Raw genomic sequence first — 18,667 nt, forward strand, 5'->3', positions numbered from 1 at the left:
TGGTTAAATATCGAACCGAAGGCCTAATGATATATTGTTCTGCTTTATATCCGCATCTTTAAAGATCGGATTCAGGTCATATTTCAAATAAAGTAGTACCCCATCAAATCCCATATATCCACTCACACCATAAATCAGGTCACTGCTGTTGTAATCCCTTTTAAGTTTGTCCTTTACATTTTCACCATCCCTATTATATTTTAATTTCTGACGGGTTCCCAAGCTAAAGCCACCATAACCACCAAAACCTAACCTAAACTGATCACGTATGGAGTAACGCATGGTTCGTTCTGTTTTCTTTAGGCGAGATGGGCCGATTTCAAAATGTACTGGAAATACAAGATTGTCCATTCTAAATTTAGATTTATCCAAATCGTATTCAAACTCTTCCAAAACGGTTTGGTCACCTTCTTGAACAAAAATCCGGTTCCCATCTGGCTTTAAACCATTAAACTGAAATGAAAATCCGTAATTAAAACGTAGCCAATTAGAGTTTTTAAAAACCCTGGTCCGCCATTGCCAACCCATTTCAAAAAAACGGCTTCCCCCAAATTTATAGGGCGAGTCATTCAACGATTGCCCCTCGATCAATGCATTGTTCAGACCAATGGCCATTACAAAATCAGAGTAGGTGCGTCTGTCATATTTTATTTCTCTTTTCCATCTTTTGGAATTAAAGGTAACGGCAGGTTTACCATCAATAAGCAGTCCTATACGCACTCTGTCTCCCTCTAAGGTATCCAACTCGGTCAACATGAGCACCTCACCCTCATTGCGTTCCAACCAAGCGATTTTGTTCTCGACAATGGCAACTCGGTTCTCAATATTCAAAGCGCGCCGTTTGGCAACTTCCTCTTTTAAGGTTTTGGCTTCGCTTTCCGAAATATCACCATCTTCCAATCGCTGATTAATATCCCTGACCTCGAACTTAAGGGCGTCTTTCTCCTGTTCTATGATGCGTTGCTTTTCAATTTTCAACGCCTCAATTTTCTTTTGATAGTCCTCCTGCCCGAATGCTATATGGGAAACTAAGAAAAAGAATAACACTGCTGAATAAAATGTAATTGTTTTCATGATTGTTTTGGATTATAAACCTCCCTCCTTCCCGCCCGTTTTGGACAGGAAGTTTTAGAAGGTTTGTTTTGATTGATGAATAATTTTATTGATTTCGGTCTGCCACCGCGGTACGTAGTTTTAGGTAACCTGATTTTAAAGCATCAAAGATTTGGTCCCGGAACGATTCGTCCAACTCATCCTCGACCTCGGCCAACAGGGACATTGCATCCACAGAACCACTTTCAGAAAATAACTTATCGGTCAAAATCTGTCGCTGTGCCGCACGTAAAAGTGAATCCACTTCCGCATCGGAAACATCTCGCTGTGCAGTTTCCATAAGTTTCACTTGTGCCACTACTTGCTCTACTTTTTGCGCAATTAATTTGTTTGAGTTTATTATGACCTCGTCCCGCAATGGCTGTTTTACTTCCTGTTCAGCAACTACTGCATTGGAAATCGACTCTTTTGGACTAAATTTTTCCTTTTTTTTGGGCGTAACCGATTCAAGCCCTGTCTCCACAACCTCAGTTTGTTCCTCCTGTACAAGTTCTTTGACAACTTTATCCTTTGGCTCGATTTCAATCTCCGTTTTGGTATCGGTCTCCACAATCTGTATGTGTTCCACTTTAGGATTATCCTTGGCAAAAAAGAAGATGGACACCAATACAATACCCACAACACTTGCCGCTATGGCGTACGGGAACCAAGTATTCTTTTTTCTTGGTGATGGCTCCTTAACTTGCGAAGCGATTTTCTCCCAAGCATTCGCTGATGGGGCAATGGTTCGCTCCTCCAACTTCTCCTTGATATGTTTTTCCAATTTATCCATACCCGCTATTTTTTATTCGCCGATTTTGATTTGGGCGACATTCCGTTTAAACTTAAATTCTCTTGAAGCATCTTTCTGGCTTTGAACAATTGCGATTTTGAGGTTCCTTCGGATATTTCCAATAGCCCCGCAATCTCCTTGTGTCCGTAACCTTCTATGGCGTAAAGCAAAAACACTGCCTTGTAGCCTTCTGGTAATTCATCAATAAGGTATTGCACATATTCCAAATCCAAGAGATCATCATTTCCAGATGAAACCTCTCCGTTCGCTTCCACGGCATCATCATCATAAACCACAAATTGTCTTTTGCGCAGATAAGAAATGCTTTCCCTTACCATTATGGTTCTAATCCAACCCTCAAAGCTTCCTTTGTTTTCAAAGGAACTTAGGTGATTAAAAACCTTTACAAATCCATTGACCATCACATCCTCAGCAAAATGAAGGTCTTTGATGTATTGCCTGCAAACACCCAACATTTTGGGCGAAAACTTATCGTACAGCAACTTTTGAGCCTGTTGGTCTCCTTTGATTGATTTTTTGATCAATTGTTTTTCGTTGCAATGTAACGCGATGATCTTCAAAGTTTGGTTTATAAAAGTGCTTCTATTTTAATAGACGGGATAAATTCATGAAGGGTTGCCTGAATATAAATTTTTTTTGAATATCCGTAATAACACCCAATAGCAGTACCTTATACCATGAAACAAGCAAAGGATAATTTGAACAAATTCACTTTTACCGCACATTTCGGGGATAAACAGACCTGTAGGCAACATTTTAAGGAACAGCGGTATCGCGTAGAGGGAGGCTTACTTTTATAAACGCCACAAAATTGATACCTTTAGTACTTGTATACTATTTTTATCGAATGATAAAACCTTCTTATTTGAGTATATGTTTAATGTTTTTTTTGACTGCGTTTCAACTGTGGCCGCAAAACGCATTACTTAATAGTGAGAAGGCATTTACAGAATTTCAAAAGATAAGCGACTCCATAGCCGTTGATTTTCCAGAGGATGACATTAAAACGTATAGGCGCTCATCTTTTTCTGAATCCCAACTGCAGAACTACTTGTCGCTTCATTACAAACGTTTAGATTTACTAAAGTATATTGATGGGCATCATAGCTTTGTTTTAGACAGTTATTTGCACTCGGGTAATTGGTTTATGGAAGTTGGATTTCCGAAGGAGTCCATAAAATCATACCTTAATTTTTTTAAACATTACCGAGCACAAGAAGGCAACCTAACTGAAAAGGAACGCGATGTTTATATAGAAATGTTAACTTATGCTCGCAGTATACTTGCTCAAAATTATGCTGAACTAAACGAATTAGACAGTGCTGCAATTCAGCATAAAAAAAATTTAGAATATACCAAGTCACTAGATTTCATTTATTACCCTTCGGCCTTAAATAACTATGGCCTCTTTTTTTATTGGCACAAGAAAGATTTGGATTCTGCCATGCACTATTTTCAGAAAGCCTATACTATTACAAAAGCATCATATCCCAATCATACTTTAATAGGAAGCATTCGAGATAATATTGCAGATATTCATACAGAACTTGGGGATTACCTAAAGGCACAACCTTTGTATGCTACAAATTTTGAGTTTTTTAAAACTGCCATTAATGAGAAAACCCACACTAAAGACATACCAAGGTTAATAAGTGCTGGTGCTCAACTCACCATTACGAACGCATATTTAAATCGTTTGGCAGCAGCGCAACGCACTTTTAAGGAACTGGAAGCAATTGTTGTTTCACATGAGGAAAAGAATAGTTTGGATTCTAATTCCAAATTAGAGTATTTAGAAGCTAAGGAGTTTTTACTGAAACAACAGAATAAGATTCCTGAAGCTTATGCTACATCACAACAAATTAATGCATATGCAGATAGCCTTCAGTTGATTGCAAAAATTGCGGATGAAAAATGGCAGACCGAGCTCAATGATGCTATTGTTGATAGAATAGCAATTAATTTTAAAATAGACCGTATTCAAAAAGAAAACAAGATAAAAAGTCAACGCACCAGACTTTGGTTTTCAGGGGTACTATCTTCCGTTTTTATCATTTTGTTAATCGTGCTTTACTTAAACCGGCGTCAACATTTGGTCAACGCCAAGAACAAGCAATTATTAACTGAACAAAAGTTTGAAAATACAGCCTTAAAGGTAGAACAGCTCAATACCGAAATTAAATCCAGGGAACGGGACCTTTCGGATTTTGCCATTAGATTGACGCAAGATCAGGATTGGGCCAAGGCATTGGCCAATCAATTAAGTTCTATTAAGCAAGCAGACGGCAAGGAACGGGAAGCTTTGATAGAAGAACTAGACCATACGATAGCGAATAAAATTAGCGTTGATACGGACACCCGGGAATTTTTTGATCGCTTGGACAAACTGAGTAATACATTTTACAGTAAGCTCACGCAAAACTATCCTGATTTGAGTAAAAATGAGATACGTCTTTGCTCTTTAATTCGTTTAAAAATTGAGAGTCGAAGCATTGCTTCGCTTCAAAACATCACTCTGGCTTCCTTAAACACAAGTCGTTATCGCTTAAGAAAAAAGTTGAATCTCTCCGAAAACACTGATTTAGACCTTTTTATTCAGGGTTTATAAAATACTGATTTTCTTGCCGTTACAGTTGAAACAGCTGATTTGTCTATTGATTGTCTATACCCTGTTGATTGGTAGTCTATGCCAAATTGATGGCTGAGCAAGTTTTATCCAATACCTTAGAGCTATCCTACTTTGTTGCGCTTTACCAGTCGAAAAGATTCAATCCATTTAATTTAAAAACCTCTCAAAATGAAAAATCTGATATTTGTTCTTTTTATTGTAGGCTTAGCCAACCTTACAATTGCACAGGAAAACTTGGCTATGAATACGACAAACAAAGTGAATGTCCATACATCTAGATCCTCTAAAATTCAGAATGAGCAGTATCTAAATTCAAGGAATGGCGTCGCACCAACTTTGGCCTTAGGCATAAAGCGTTTACAAAATGTTGCGGCAGACTATGATATTACCGAAAATCGCATTTATAGCATAAATAAACATATTACCTATACCGTAGTTTTTGAATCGGGCGCCAATTATATTAAGGCCATTTACGCCCATGACGGTACTATTCTTGAGTCTGAAGAGTATTATGAAGGTGTACGGGTCCCATACAGTCTTGGAAGCGAAATCGCTAAAACTTATCCAGGCTGGTCATTTAATAACAGTGATTGTATAATCGAGTATACTAAGAATAAAGCCACTCGTTTTACCTACAGTTTTGTCTTGAAAAAAGGAAATAAATCGAAGATGATAAAACGTACGCTGTACAATCCGGTAAAAATGGACACGCGTTCCACTGGAATGTAAATCCATCATGGGTTCTGTTAATGTTTTACCTTTTTAAATTTTAAGATTCCTATACATATTCATGAAGGTGGCTTGCATCGGCATATCCCCAGTTTACAGCCACGGTCTCTAGAGTTAGGTTGGAGGTTTTCAGCTGAAAAGAGGCGCCTTTTACCCGATATTGCAAAGCAAATTCTGAAAAAGTTGAACCCATTAAATCTTTGAACAATGCTGTGAACTTCGTAACGGACATACGTCAGGCCAAGGCAGCCTCTTTGGTCGATATCAGCCTTTTTCTTCAAAAATCAATCGCGAGGCTCCTTGGATGTAGGCTCTAGATCCATAGTTTAAATCTTGAGGAGAAACCTTCCATTCTTCCATAAGGGAAAGCAACAGTTGAAATAAATATAGTTTAACCCAATCCGCATCATATTTTTTAGAAACCTTTGTTGGACTTTTCTAGCCAGACCATTTATTTCCCCCATCAAATTCGCTGCTTTTCTTGGTCCATCTATTTCTATTGGAGGAGACATAAATGCAGAGGCCATATCCCTATCAAAAAAAACGTGTAGTAGCCAAATACCTTGGGACGATAACAAATACAGCCACTTCGCAAGGTACCTCCAGTTCTTCAAAACCATGTGGCTCCCACATACAACGCCAAAAGGAATTTTTTTGGGCAACCATCACATGAGGATAAAAGGGAAATGCCTTCAACAATACCTCAACGGGTTCGTGTACAAACTCAATAGAAGATATTTTGGTGAACGCCTGTTTGATAAAATGGTTATTGCCGCAATAACCGGCGTTTAGGTATGAAAACGGATATTCAAAAAATTTTCAGTATATATTTGATGTTCAAGTTTTTGAGTTTTTATTTTTTTCGGTCCACCACGTAATTGACCATAAGTGTGAGGGCACTTTTGTATTCTGAATCGGGATAATTGTCCAAAATGGCCAAGGCTTGATCTTTGAACTCCAACATTTTGGTCACAGCGTATTCAAGTCCATCTTTTTCCTTTACATAGGCAATCACTTCTTTTACCCGCTTTTTGTTCTTGTTGTGCTTTTTGATGGAGTTGATCAACCACTTTTTCTTTTCCTTATCGCTATTGTTCAGAGCATAAATCAGGGGAAGGGTCATTTTTTGTTCTTTGATATCGATTCCCGTAGGTTTACCGATTTTCTCTGCACCATAGTCAAAAAGGTCATCTTTGATTTGAAAGGCCATTCCGCAAAGCTCACCGAACTTCCTGAAAGTTTCCACTTCTTCTGAATCGGGTCGAACGGAACAAGCGCCCATACTGCAACAAGCCGCAATCAAGGTTGCAGTTTTTTGACGGATGATGTCGTAGTAAACATCCTCAGTAATATCTAAAAGCCGTGCTTTCTCTATCTGTAATAATTCCCCTTCGCTCATATCCCTAACCGCGTTGGAAATAATATGGAGCAAGTCGTAATTCTTATTTTCCAAGGAAACCAACAGTCCTTTGGAGAAAAGAAAATCACCTACCAAAACGGCAATTTTGTTCTTCCACAAGGCATTGATGGAGAAAAAACCCCTTCGCTTGTTACTATCGTCCACCACATCGTCGTGCACCAGGCTCGCGGTATGTATCAACTCAATAATGGAGGCTCCGGTGTAGGTGCGCTCATTGACCTCGCCGTTCAACAATTTGGCGGTTAAAAATACGAACATGGGCCGCATCTGCTTGCCCTTTCTATTTACTATGTAGTAGGTAATCCTATTGAACAATGCGACTTTGGAAGACATGGATTTGAGGAATTTTTCCTCAAAAAGCTGCATCTCATTTTCTATAGGTTCCCTTATCTGCGAAACGACTTTCAACGTAACAGGTGTGGTGTTTGGTTTTGAATGTCTAAAAGTAGGGAAAATGCAAGAGTTGTCGGAATGAAATCCAAGTTTTAAGATACAGCCCTAAAAGTATCGTTGATTTGCAGGGTTCGTGGTTTAGGGGGTAACGAATTATTTTGGTTATTGGTTGCCCTGATTATTGGGTTATTGGGTTATTGGGTTACTGCGTACTACGAATTGCTCACTACTTTCTGTCTCTTGTCTCTTGCCGCTTAAAAACTAACCCTTATTCGCCAATTGTCCACAGGCAGCATCAATATCTTTACCGCGGGATCTACGCACGGTGACCGTGATGCCATTTCGCTCCAATGTGTTTTGGTACATTTCTACCGCTTTGCTGGATGCTTGCTGAAATTCACCATCATCAATAGGATTGTATTCTATAATATTGACTTTGGAAGGTGCAAATTTGCAAAACTTCACCAAGGCATCCACGGCCTCTTGGGTATCGTTTATTCCTTTCCAAACCACATATTCGTACGTTATCTTGTTTTTGGTCTTGCTGTACCAATATTCCAATGCCTCCCTTAAATCTTTCAACGGGAATGTGGCATTGAAGGGCATTATAGACGTACGCACTTCATCAATAGCGGAATGAAGTGAAACCGCCAAGCCGAACTTCACCTCTTCGTCTGCCATTTTCTTAATGATCTTGGGCACCCCTGAGGTAGAAACCACAATCCGCTTGGGTGACATGCCCAATCCCTCGGGCGAGGTTATCTTATCAATGGCTTTCAATACATTGTTATAGTTCATCAAAGGCTCTCCCATGCCCATAAAAACAATATTGCTCAAGGGTCTGTCAAAATACAAACGGCTTTCATTGTCAATGGCGACCACTTGATCATAAATCTCGTCGGGATTTAGGTTTCGCATACGCTTCAATCGGGCGGTGGCGCAAAACCTACAGTCCAAACTACAGCCAACCTGACTGGAAACACAGGCAGTGGTACGGGTTTCCGTTGGAATCAAAACGGATTCGACAATCAACCCATCATGCAAGCGAACGGCATTTTTAATGGTTCCGTCCGAACTGCGCTGCATTTGATCTACCCGAATATGGTTGATGACAAAATTATCCTCCAGCATGCTTCGGGTTTCCTTGGAAATATTGGTCATGGCATCAAAATCGTGGGCCGATTTCTGCCATAACCATTCATATACCTGGTTACCACGAAATGCCTTGTCGCCCTGATCGACAAAAAACTGTCGGAGCTGTTCCTTTGTCAATGCGCGTATGTCCTTTTTTTTGATTTCCACCACTTAAAGATAAACAAGAAAAAATCCCGCTGGCCATAAAGCGAACGGGATTTCTCTTTTATGAAATTTTGCTTTTATAAAATCAACATGGCATCACCGTAGGAATAAAAGCGGTAGCCCTCCAAAATGGCCTGCTTGTAAGCTTTTTTGATCAGGTCATGACCTGCGAATGCAGAAACCATCATCAACAATGTTGATTTAGGCAGGTGAAAGTTCGTGATCATACAGTTTGCTATGCTGAATTCGTATGGAGGAAAGATGAACTTGTTGGTCCAACCCTCGAAGGTATTCAATGTATGCTCGGATGATACTGCGCTTTCCAATCCACGCATTACCGTAGTACCCACAGCGCACACTTTTCTTTTGTTTGCCTTTGCGTTGTTTACGACCTCGGTTGCTTTTTCATCGATCACCAATTCTTCGCTATCCATTTTGTGTTTGGACAAATCTTCAACCTCAACTGGGTTGAAGGTCCCCAAACCAACATGCAACGTCACTTCAGCGAAATCTATCCCCTTGATTTCCAGGCGCTTCAACAAGTGCTTGGAAAAGTGCAATCCTGCTGTTGGGGCGGCCACGGCGCCTTCATGCTTTGCGTAAATAGTTTGGTAACGCTCCTCATCATCAGGTGTAACCTCTCTTTTGATATATTTGGGCAGTGGAGTTTCTCCCAATTCCCTAAGTTTTCTTCTAAAATCGGTGTACGAACCATCGTAAAGGAAACGCAATGTTCTCCCTCTTGAGGTGGTGTTGTCGATAACCTCGGCCACCAAGCTCTCATCTTCGCCAAAATAAAGTTTGTTACCGATACGTATTTTTCTTGCTGGATCTACCAATACGTCCCAAAGGCGTTGCTCTTGGTTTAGCTCCCGCAACAAGAAAACTTCGATTCTGGCCCCGGTTTTTTCCTTGTTTCCAAAAAGTCTTGCAGGAAATACCTTTGTATTGTTCAATACCATTACATCGTCTTCATCAAAATAATCAACTAGATCTTTGAACATTTTATGTTCAATTTTTCCTGTATCCCTATGAACCACCATCAGTTTGGATTCGTCCCTGTGTTCCGCGGGATATTCTGCCAATAGTTCCTTAGGCAATTCAAAATTGAAGTTTGATAATTTCATGTGGACTTTTTTTCGATTTTTTAAAGACGGCAAATATACAACCTCACAATAGCGGATGTCAAGTAATTTGATGATTAAATGTGGTTTACATCTTTGAGATGCTAAATCCCAATGTTTTTAGGTCGTTCCAAAAATGGGGGTAGGACTTGGATACCACCCCTGCATCATTGACCACAAAATCTGCTTTAAGCGCCAAAGGGCCAAAGGCCATTGCCATTCGGTGGTCGTTGTAGGTGTCGACTGCCACTTCGCCTTTTAGGTTGGATTGCGGTTGCAAGGTCAAACTTTCGGAATCTATATCCACCGTGGCTCCAAACTTGCCAAGTTCGGTCTGTAATGCTGCCAAACGGTCTGTTTCCTTGATCGGTAAAGTGTGCAGGCCCGTAAGATGGCAGCCAATGCCCAAACCAAGACAAGTTACAGCAATGGTCTGTGCAATATCAGGGGCATTTGAAAGGTTATACTCCAAATGATTTGACTTGACATCCGATGTTTTTTTAAGAAGGATGGCGTTGTTCGAAAACGTAGTTTCAACTCCAAAATCTTTATAAATTTCCGCCAAAACACTATCGCCCTGCAAAGAGCTTTGTTTATAAGAGGACAATTGAATCTCTGTGCCCACTTCGCACATGGCCGTAATGCTATAAAAGTAACTGGCCGAGCTCCAATCGGATTCCACGACCAGGGTGGTATCCGCTATATTTTCTTTTGGACACACCTTAATCATGTTCCCTTCGAAAGCGGTCTGTACCCCGATTTGCCCTAAAAGCGCCAAAGTCATTTTTATATAGGGTACCGAAGTTATTTTGCCGATCAGTTCGAGCTCCAAACCATTTTCCAGACTGGGCGCTATCAACAACAAAGCCGAAATATATTGGCTACTGATGTTGGCCGGAAGGGAAACTTGGCTCCTTTTCAATTTTCTGCCAGTAATTTTAAGGGGTGGGTATCCCGCTGATTTTTCATATTGAATATCCGCTCCGAGTGATTGAAGCGCTTCCACCAATACTTTTATGGGACGTTCCTGCATACGCTGAGAGCCCGTAAGCACCACTTGTTTACCTTCTTGTGAAGCAAAATAGGCGGTTAAAAACCGCATGGCAGTACCAGCGTGGTGAATATCCACTTCGCCTGTTGATTTGGCCAATCCCTTTTGCATGACCGCTCCATCGTCGGAATTGGAAAGGTTCTCTATTTTGATATTTGGAAAAAGGGCCTGCAACAACAAAGACCGATTGGTTTCACTCTTGGAACCGGTTATTGCAATGGCCTTTTGAATTTTTCTATCGTCGGGTGCAGAAAGTTGGAGTCTCAATTCGTTAGGGTTTGAATGAATTGTCAAAACTAGAAAAAACAGCCCTAATGTCCCTTTAAGCAGGCAACTTTATTTGAGCTTTTTGTTATTTTGATGACGGTCATGGTCCCGTTTGGACTTAAGGTCCAGTTTTTTGTCAAAGGCTTCCTGCAAGTCTATTCCCGTTTGATTAGCTAAACAGAGTACCACAAAAACCACATCGGCCAGTTCCTCGCCCAAATCCTTGGCCTTATCGGATTCTTTTTCACTCTGTTCCCCATAACGCCGTGCAATAATTCGCGCCACCTCGCCTACCTCCTCGGTAAGTTGGGCCATATTGGTGAGTTCGTCAAAATAACGTACCCCATGGTTCTTGATCCATTTGTCAACAGCTTGTTGTGCATTTTCTATGTTCACCTGAAACCAATTTTGAAGTTGGCACTAAGGTAACAACAATACCTGATTACTCCTTTTCAAACACCAAATAACTTTGGTTGACACTGGTTACAGCCTGTTCAAACAACTCCTTTACAAAGGCATAGCCCTCACTTTTGTATTGTGTTGATCTTAATTGAAGATTAAAAAACACGATAATATTATCCTGGGATGTGGAGCAATTGAACCGGAGCACCCCACTGCCCCCCGGGAGTGCAATGTTGTTGTTTTCCGGAAGATCCTTTATTCGATACCCTTCGGGAATTTTAATGTTGGCCATGTACTTGTAATTTCGCCAGTACCCAAAATCGACGGGATAATTTCGCTCCGAGCTTTTAAAAGGGTTCGTTTGGAAAAAGCGAATCAAAAAAGGGTTGAAGTAGAGGTTTTTAGAGGTATTCAGGTTTTCGAGTTCGAAGGTAAAATGCTCCATCAACATATTCTCATTGGATTTATCCTCGTCAATGTTGTACTCATTGATATAAAAATCGCCATTGGTGCTGTTCTCCACCTCCTCCAAATATTCCTGATTGGAAATACTTGCCAAATGGTTATTTTTAAAATAGGCCTCATAACCTCTTGAAATCTCATCAAAGTTTCCTTTGGCAGTACCGTCCTCAAAGTTCAGGTTTAACCGTAACATTACTTCTTTGCTATTGCCCTTGGGGGCTTCAATGTCGAACCAATAGCTCTCCCCATCCAGGTCCATTACCCTACCGTAATAGTTTAGGCATCGAAACGGCAGCATTCCAAAGGGCAACTGTTTTTCCGTTGCATCCAACAGGTAGGTGGTGCCATCAATATCCAATTTGGCAACCACATAATTAAAGTCGGACATTACCGGATGGCTTTTTTTGGGCAGACCATGGGCCCGAGTGGACAACAGCATCAAATCTGCATCCATTCCTGCCGCATTGAGCAGATTTATAAGGGTAATATTGATTTCAGCAACATTTCCCACACCTTCATCAAATGCTTTTTTAACCTTGTTGTCCCTAAAAATACCGAACTTTCCGTTCCATGAATAATGGGATTTAACAAAGTTGTAGAGGTTTTTGGCCTTGGTGAGGTCTTCTTCCTTTCCTGCTAGGATATCGAGGGGCAGGTTTCGTTCAAAGTAATTTTTCTTCCTAAGCTGACCACCGATGTCCCCATCTGTTCTAAATTCCTTGTCCACATCTTTCCATGATTTGGTATATCGCTCCTTAACGCCCCTGAAGCTCTGGTATTCGGAAAGTTCAAATTCCAATCTGGATTTATAGTTGGAAGGAGCCAACATATATTCCTCGTCACTTTTAAAAGCCGGAACATCCTCCATCACATACCTGAGCACCTCACAATCTGCCTGTTGACTTGTCCCTGGAATACTGAAACAACTTTTTTTAATGGTCGCCTCGTTCACATCCAAGGGAATGTTGCCCAACAACGACCTGTTGTAGATATAATTTCCCGGAATTTTCGCATGGTACTCTGTGTAAATCTTGGGGATATTATCCTGAAAGTCCCATCCATTCAAGTTATAAAAAAATGGGGATTGGATTTCGTAGGTATATTCCAAAATGGAACCGTTTTGCACATTCGAAAAAGTAAATCTTTTCTCCGACCAATGCTCGCTCACCTCAACATCGAATACATTATGGGCCATTACATTGTGCTTTGCCCCATTGGTATGGGTTATGGCCCTAATGTCGTTCACTCTTTCGGTGCCATTGTCCGAGTGGTAATAGGGGATACTTATTTCCGCTTCCGAGAAACCCTGTTTATCTAAAATTTTAATTTTGGCGTGGTATTTTTTTATCAACCAGACGTAATCTCTCCTTACCTCAAAATAGTTTTCGCCTTTCTCGTATAGATAAACTGCATGGGCGGTTGTATCTTTTTCGTAGCTTCTTAATCCGGACTCGAAATCGGTCAGCTCGCCGAATTCCACTTGTTGTCCCAGCAAGGCAATGCTTTTCAGGAGCAGCAAGAGTAAACCGAATCTTTTCATGGGAATGTTATAGTTTTGTAAGGATTACCTTTTCAGCTTCCTTTTTGATAATGTGAGCGTAAAACTCCTTTAAATCCAAATAATAGTCCGCCGGAATCACAGGGGTATTGAGTTCGGTTTCGACACGTGCATTGATCATGTTGTTTTCAGCAGATATGTTATACTTGAATTGTCCCAAGTTTTCAGGAAGGGCCACTGCGATGGGCTCCGGTACTGACTCAACGGCATATCCTTCGGGAATATTGATTGTGATAATGTATTTATCCGCCCAAGGATATCCGTAATAGACAGGAAATTCCCTTTTTTCGGTTTTAAATGGATTTTCACTTGTAGTGAGGTGAAAAAGAGGCGAGAGGTACAATTTGCCGGCTATTTTCTCATAAGCTGACTCCTTCGTATAGGTGAAAGTTTGAACAATGGGCTTGGACAGTTCGTATTGATTCTGAAGCTTAAAGTCTGAGATTTCCAGATCGCCATATCTTTTTTCCAGTTCATCCAAATACGTGTCCTCAGAACCTTCTCCAAAATTTTCCCTGAAAATAAAGGCATTGTTTGCCGTGTACTGTTGCCTGCACCTTCCCTGAATGGAACCATCTTCGTTTAGGTCAACGCTTAACATTATGGCATCGAGTGATTTTGTTTTGGGCATAAGGTTTACTTCCCTGGAAGTGCCATCCTCTCGAATAAGCCTACCAAACCAGTTTAATGCCCGCATGGGGAGTACGTCTGGGAATGCATTTTTTTCAGTGGCGTCTAAAAGAATCAACCCATTGTCGAGTTGTAGGCCCGATACTACATAATTGAACCCATCACTGGTTGGAAACAAAGGAATACCATTGGATCTTGTGCTGACCAAAACAGGATTGGCATTTAAGCCGGCATACCTGAGCATTGCCGTAAGCATTAAATTGATTTCGGCCACATTACCTTTACCTTCCTTGTAGGCCTTTCGAATTCCTTGACTGCTGCATCCAACACCCACAAAATTATCCCAATTCATTTTGGTCTTTACAAACTGAAAGAGGGCCATTGCCTTTTCCGAATCCGATGAAAGTCCTTGGATAATTTGATCTACATCCTTATCAAAATAGTTTTTCCGGTTCAGTTCCCCCCCAAAGCTATCGTAGTCATAAATGGACTTGGCCACATCTTCCCAGGTTAAGCTATAGTTTTTAAATGGTTCGTTAGGAAAACGGGTGGAAGCCAGTTCAAATTTGATCGAAGACCTAAAATTGTCAATGTTACTGGTATATTTTTCATCCAGCAGTGCAGGAATATTGGAAACCTCCATCGTATAGACATTCTCCACAAAGTTTAGGGTCCCGCTCTTATGGGTGGTACGCCCTAACCTGCCCATTTGATCAGAACTTCTGTAAGAGACGTTCATTGATCTATTCTCTTGGGATTGATCAAATTTTATGGGGTGAAATCCCCGACTGTACTGCTTGAATAGAAAATACTCCGGAATCTCCAAACGCACTTGGGCGTAATCCACCGGAATATTGTACTGGAACTTGAACTCGTCGACACTCCAATACATAGGGGAAACGATTTTGTACTCGATATCCAACACACTACCTTCTTTCACTTCGGGCATGGTAATGGATGCCTTACTGCGATATTCGTTCACTTCTTCTATAAAGACACCATCATTCTTCAATTTGGTATCCACCACTTTACCATCCACTATATTAAAGGTAAACCCTTTAACACCCGAAATATCCTCTCTGTTATTGCCCCCAGCATAGAGTGGAACTTGAAGTGTGGCCCAATCGAATCCTTCCCTGTTATAAATTTTTATGCGGTAATGCACCTCCCTAACAAGGCTCCAACCTGTTTCGTACTGGTAGTTATAACGTACCCATTCGTTTTTGTGGAGTATGGCTGCATTGGCCCCAGGATACATAGCATGCTGTGTTGCAGACACTTCCTCTTTGGACACTTTTCCAAACTTTACTTCTTTAGCACCTACTACTGTTTGCTGAACCAGCAAAAGCAGAAATAATAATCTTAATCCCATGATTCCTTTTTGGTTAAAATGATTTTTCCGTTGTCATATCCAGCAACCTTCTTTCTAAAATCTCGATACATCTTGTAATCTTCTTTTGGATACTCTCCCGATTTTATGAGCAGTCGCCTTTTGTAAACAAGCACACCGGGTTCTTTGGGTTCCATCGATACAGAATAGGAACCAAACTTGGTTTCTTCATTTACGGGGAGCAGCAAGGTTTCTGGAACATAGCCTTCCGGTAAATGGATGGTAAACTCATCCTCATCCAGATAGCCCCGGGAAATGACCAGCGGCATCTTTCTATTTCTCACCCTATCTGGAACACCTAAGTTTCTGTTCGATATGTTTGGTGCGAACAAGAGTTTGTCCCCAGCACTAGAAAGGTAATTGTCGGCCTTGAACTCCACGGTTTCCACAAACTCGATTTCATCTTCATTATTTTGATAGGCAACCTCTCCCAACTTTAGGTTTTGAACATAATTCCAGTAGGTTTTATAGAATTCCTCTTGCTCCGACCGAGTATTTGTGGTTCTCCAATATTTTTGATCGTACTGGGATCCCCTCGAAAATATTTTTACTTGACCGATTACGTCCTTTTTATCCTTCAATTGAAAATTGGCTTGGGTAAACTGGTAATTTTCTTCATCAAGATTCTCTTTGGTCCTGACCAATTCACCGCCTTGGGGAGTGACTTTAAGCACATTCCGATTGTCGGTAAATGTCCCCAAATGATTAATGGGTGTTGTTTGACTCGTGCACTCCAACCAAACTTCCTCATTCCCTAGGGGTACATTCAAAAAAACGTGATTTCCCTGCATGGAAGGAAAATTCTTATCCAAATGCCTTATCTGGGGGCCGGCGTGCACAACGGTATAGTACGACTCCACCCCAACGGCCTTCAGCAATGCTTTGGTATAATTGGTAAGCCCTTTACAATCTCCATATTTTACACGGTCTACATCCGATGCGCTAATGGGCATCCATCCGCCTATTCCCAATTGAACACTGATATATCTGGTGTTCTCCTGCACATAATCGTATACTATCTTTGTTTTCTCCAAAGGGTCGGATATTCCAACCACCAGGTTTTTAATATATGAAATCGTGGATTCGGACAATGCATCCCTGCCCTCCAAAAGCTCATCGTGCATCCATTTGCCCAATTCTTGCCATGTTGTGGCCCTGCCATTAATGCCCTCCAAATGAAATTCGTTCATTGCAATTTTTATATGGGGTGCAAAATCGCGAAATGCAGGGGACAAGGGTTCGCGCTCCAAGGGTCTTAAGTTTTTGGCCTTGTAGGCTATACCAGTTACAGTCTCGATGCGTTCAACCTGATAGGGTTCTAAATTCTCTTCCTTATGCCTAAACGGTATGTCGCATTCTACGGTAAAGGAAAACTCGCTCCTTTCGGTTCCGACCCGATAATCGTCCAAAAAGGACCAATTTGGGGCAAATGCCGTATTAGGAGTTGAATACTCTTTGGTAAACTCAACGGTATAGGGATATTGCGAGGGTGTATATTTCATGACCAAAACCCGTGATTCAGAATAAAGCGTTCCTCCACCAATGGCACTTTGGTCTAAAAAGTCCCTTTTTTTGATTTTTTTGATTTCTTCGCCGCGTGCATCATAAATAATAGCTTCCAGCTTGGAGACCTTATCGTTTTTTTCGTAAAAGGCATAGGCATGGATATGCGCGTTCCCTTTTTCGTTCAATACCGTGACCACCCTTTTACCGGTAACAGTCATTTTGTCCAAGGCTTCGACCACAACGTCCATTTTATCCAAGCGTACAACTGCATCGGCGCTTTGGCGCAATTCTTTTGGTATGGAGCCTACATTATAGGCTTGAGAAAACGAAAAATGAAAAAGTAAGCTAAATAAGGAGAAGAAAAAGAATCGCATTCGTTTATTAGGAAATGGTTAGTTAGGTAACGGTAAAGTGATCAATTTCCTACAAGAAAGATATTTTTTTCGACAAAAAGTAATTATTCCCTGTTTTTTGTATCAATAGAAATAGTCACAGGGCCATCATTAAGAAGCTCAACCTTCATGTCGGCGCCAAAAATTCCCGTACCCACTTTTTTACCCTGTTTCTGTTCCAAAACTTGAACAAATTTTTCGTACATGGGTATAGCTACATCTGGTTTTGCAGCTTTTATGTAAGATGGACGGTTCCCTTTTTTTGTTTGGGCATGGAGTGTAAACTGGCTAACTACGATAATTTCCCCGTCAATATCAACAACCGAACGATTCATTACATCCTTATCATCATTGAAAATACGGAGGTTCACAATTTTATTGGTCAGCCAATCAATATCCTTTTGGCCATCGGCATCCTCGATGCCCAACAACACTAAAAGTCCCTTTTGAATAGATGAAACTACCTTTCCATCGACTGTAACACTCGCTTTAGAAACTCGTTGCAATACTGCTCTCATTATCTTTACCTATACGGATTGTCCTCATCCCCCATTAGCATTTGAACATAACTGCGGTAACGGCTTGCGGAAATCCCATCATTTTCCAAAGCTTCTTTTACTGCACATTTAGGTTCGTCCAAATGAAGGCAATTGTTAAACTTACATTCTGATTTTAAGGCAAAAAATTCTGGAAAATAATTGCCGATTTCATGTTTTTCCATATCCACGATGCCAAATCCCTTTATTCCTGGGGTATCAATAATACGGGCATCAAAAGATAAATCGTACATCTCTGCAAAAGTTGTGGTGTGCTGTCCCTGCATATGCTGCTCGGAAATTTCGGCTGTCTTTAGTTGCATCCCGGGTTCCAGTGCATTGACCAAAGTGGACTTTCCCACACCGGAATGACCAGCAAACATACTTGTCTTGCCCACCATCAGTTCCTTTACCTTATCCACGTTCTTAGCTGTTTTTGCTTCAATTTGTATGCAAGGGTAGCCAATTTTGGTGTAAAGGTCGATTAGATAGGCAACCTCACCCTTCTCCTCTGGACCGTATACATCCATCTTATTGAAAAGAAGCACTACGGGAATGTAGTATGCCTCTGCAGTGACCAAAAACCGATCTATAAAACTGGTGAAAGTGGGCGGGTTGTTGAGGGTGATCAACAAAAAAACCTGATCAAGGTTGGAAGCAATAATATGGGTCTGTTTGGAAAGTTTCACCGACTTGCGAACGATATAATTTTTGCGTTCACCTATCTTATGGATAACACCAAGGGTCTCATCCCCAATATTTTCCAACTCAAACTCCACATGATCTCCAACAGCAACCGGATTGGTGCTTTTAATTCCCTGTGTTCGGAACTTTCCCTTAATACGGCATTCGTAAAACTCCCCTTCCGAGGATTTTACGGTATACCAGCTTCCCGTTGATTTATAAACAGTTCCATCCACTATTTGTTCACATTTTGATTACAAAGAAACAATATTCCTGCTTTTTCGTCGTA

At 40.9% G+C, this 18,667-nt stretch carries 16 protein-coding genes and 1 pseudogene; 3 read left to right on the plus strand and 14 right to left on the minus strand.

Annotated elements, in window-relative coordinates; all coding sequences use genetic code 11:
• Window positions 1-3 precede the first annotated feature (3 nt).
• The 3 genes from VM932_RS08200 to VM932_RS08210 all read right to left on the minus strand — a co-directional run bounded on the left by VM932_RS08200 (window position 4) and on the right by VM932_RS08210 (window position 2,466).
• On the minus strand, window positions 4-1,074 hold the full coding sequence (locus tag VM932_RS08200; protein WP_326278320.1) for a coiled-coil domain-containing protein: 1,071 nt from the start codon (window positions 1,072-1,074) through the stop codon (window positions 4-6).
• 85 nt (window positions 1,075-1,159) lie between these two features.
• Window positions 1,160-1,885, minus strand: a complete 726-nt coding sequence (locus VM932_RS08205) for a hypothetical protein (protein WP_326278321.1) — start codon at window positions 1,883-1,885, stop codon at window positions 1,160-1,162.
• 5 nt (window positions 1,886-1,890) lie between these two features.
• Window positions 1,891-2,466: an RNA polymerase sigma factor gene (locus VM932_RS08210; RefSeq protein WP_326278322.1), complete on the minus strand. Its 576-nt coding sequence runs from the start codon at window positions 2,464-2,466 to the stop codon at window positions 1,891-1,893.
• Between the two features lie 287 nt (window positions 2,467-2,753).
• Between VM932_RS08210 and VM932_RS08215 the strand changes: the two genes are divergently transcribed.
• Entirely contained in the window at window positions 2,754-4,514 is a 1,761-nt protein-coding gene (locus VM932_RS08215) for a transcriptional regulator (protein WP_326278324.1), read from the plus strand.
• A gap of 189 nt (window positions 4,515-4,703) precedes the next feature.
• Window positions 4,704-5,264, plus strand: coding sequence for a hypothetical protein (locus VM932_RS08220; protein ID WP_326278325.1), 561 nt, complete (start codon window positions 4,704-4,706; stop codon window positions 5,262-5,264).
• A gap of 49 nt (window positions 5,265-5,313) precedes the next feature.
• Here VM932_RS08220 and VM932_RS16755 read toward each other — a convergent pair whose 3' ends face one another.
• The gene (locus VM932_RS16755) at window positions 5,314-5,496 is read right to left on the minus strand and encodes a helix-turn-helix domain-containing protein (protein WP_428979726.1); all 183 of its coding nucleotides are present in this window, start codon (window positions 5,494-5,496) and stop codon (window positions 5,314-5,316) included.
• A 403-nt stretch (window positions 5,497-5,899) separates the two neighbouring features.
• On the opposite strand from VM932_RS16755, the pseudogene VM932_RS08225 reads away from it, so the two are divergent.
• Window positions 5,900-6,056 (plus strand): annotated as a pseudogene (locus tag VM932_RS08225) (IS1595 family transposase); the annotation flags it as partial.
• Window positions 6,057-6,117: 61 nt separating this feature from the next.
• Here the strand turns inward: VM932_RS08225 and VM932_RS08230 are convergent.
• The 10 genes from VM932_RS08230 to rsgA all read right to left on the minus strand — a co-directional run bounded on the left by VM932_RS08230 (window position 6,118) and on the right by rsgA (window position 18,614).
• Window positions 6,118-7,092: a polyprenyl synthetase family protein gene (locus tag VM932_RS08230; RefSeq protein WP_326278327.1), complete on the minus strand. Its 975-nt coding sequence runs from the start codon at window positions 7,090-7,092 to the stop codon at window positions 6,118-6,120.
• Window positions 7,093-7,338: 246 nt separating this feature from the next.
• Window positions 7,339-8,379: a dual-specificity RNA methyltransferase RlmN gene (gene rlmN / locus VM932_RS08235; protein WP_326278328.1), complete on the minus strand. Its 1,041-nt coding sequence runs from the start codon at window positions 8,377-8,379 to the stop codon at window positions 7,339-7,341.
• Between the two features lie 74 nt (window positions 8,380-8,453).
• Complete coding sequence (queA, locus tag VM932_RS08240) at window positions 8,454-9,503, minus strand: tRNA preQ1(34) S-adenosylmethionine ribosyltransferase-isomerase QueA (RefSeq protein WP_326278330.1); 1,050 nt, start codon at window positions 9,501-9,503, stop codon at window positions 8,454-8,456.
• An 85-nt stretch (window positions 9,504-9,588) separates the two neighbouring features.
• Entirely contained in the window at window positions 9,589-10,818 is a 1,230-nt protein-coding gene (locus VM932_RS08245) for a 3-phosphoshikimate 1-carboxyvinyltransferase (RefSeq protein ID WP_326278331.1), read from the minus strand.
• Between the two features lie 69 nt (window positions 10,819-10,887).
• Window positions 10,888-11,214, minus strand: a complete 327-nt coding sequence (locus VM932_RS08250) for a nucleotide pyrophosphohydrolase (RefSeq protein WP_326278332.1) — start codon at window positions 11,212-11,214, stop codon at window positions 10,888-10,890.
• A gap of 46 nt (window positions 11,215-11,260) precedes the next feature.
• Window positions 11,261-13,222, minus strand: coding sequence for a DUF3858 domain-containing protein (locus VM932_RS08255; RefSeq protein ID WP_326278333.1), 1,962 nt, complete (start codon window positions 13,220-13,222; stop codon window positions 11,261-11,263).
• Window positions 13,223-13,229: 7 nt separating this feature from the next.
• Window positions 13,230-15,242, minus strand: coding sequence for a transglutaminase family protein (locus VM932_RS08260; protein ID WP_326278334.1), 2,013 nt, complete (start codon window positions 15,240-15,242; stop codon window positions 13,230-13,232).
• A complete protein-coding gene (locus VM932_RS08265; RefSeq protein ID WP_326278335.1) occupies window positions 15,233-17,140 on the minus strand; it encodes a DUF3858 domain-containing protein in 1,908 nt (635 codons plus the stop codon). Before VM932_RS08265 ends, VM932_RS08260 begins: the two co-directional genes overlap by 10 nt.
• Before the next feature lie 83 nt (window positions 17,141-17,223).
• On the minus strand, window positions 17,224-17,676 hold the full coding sequence (gene dtd / locus VM932_RS08270) for a D-aminoacyl-tRNA deacylase (RefSeq protein WP_326278336.1): 453 nt from the start codon (window positions 17,674-17,676) through the stop codon (window positions 17,224-17,226).
• A 5-nt stretch (window positions 17,677-17,681) separates the two neighbouring features.
• Entirely contained in the window at window positions 17,682-18,614 is a 933-nt protein-coding gene (gene rsgA / locus VM932_RS08275; RefSeq protein ID WP_326278337.1) for a ribosome small subunit-dependent GTPase A, read from the minus strand.
• Window positions 18,615-18,667 lie beyond the last annotated feature (53 nt).

It is taken from the genome of Flagellimonas halotolerans (assembly GCF_035818535.1).
GTDB classification, from domain to species: domain Bacteria; phylum Bacteroidota; class Bacteroidia; order Flavobacteriales; family Flavobacteriaceae; genus Flagellimonas; species Flagellimonas halotolerans.

Coding starts and splice junctions, on each gene's coding strand:
- VM932_RS08200 (WP_326278320.1), bottom strand. CDS start 1,074: ATGAAAACAATTACATTTTATTCAGCAGTGTTATTCTTTTTCTTAGTT.
- VM932_RS08205 (WP_326278321.1), bottom strand. CDS start 1,885: ATGGATAAATTGGAAAAACATATCAAGGAGAAGTTGGAGGAGCGAACC.
- VM932_RS08215 (WP_326278324.1), top strand. CDS start 2,754: ATGATAAAACCTTCTTATTTGAGTATATGTTTAATGTTTTTTTTGACT.
- VM932_RS08220 (WP_326278325.1), top strand. CDS start 4,704: ATGAAAAATCTGATATTTGTTCTTTTTATTGTAGGCTTAGCCAACCTT.
- VM932_RS16755 (WP_428979726.1), bottom strand. CDS start 5,496: ATGTCCGTTACGAAGTTCACAGCATTGTTCAAAGATTTAATGGGTTCA.
- queA (WP_326278330.1), bottom strand. CDS start 9,503: ATGAAATTATCAAACTTCAATTTTGAATTGCCTAAGGAACTATTGGCA.
- VM932_RS08255 (WP_326278333.1), bottom strand. CDS start 13,222: ATGAAAAGATTCGGTTTACTCTTGCTGCTCCTGAAAAGCATTGCCTTG.
- VM932_RS08260 (WP_326278334.1), bottom strand. CDS start 15,242: ATGGGATTAAGATTATTATTTCTGCTTTTGCTGGTTCAGCAAACAGTA.
- VM932_RS08265 (WP_326278335.1), bottom strand. CDS start 17,140: ATGCGATTCTTTTTCTTCTCCTTATTTAGCTTACTTTTTCATTTTTCG.
- dtd (WP_326278336.1), bottom strand. CDS start 17,676: ATGAGAGCAGTATTGCAACGAGTTTCTAAAGCGAGTGTTACAGTCGAT.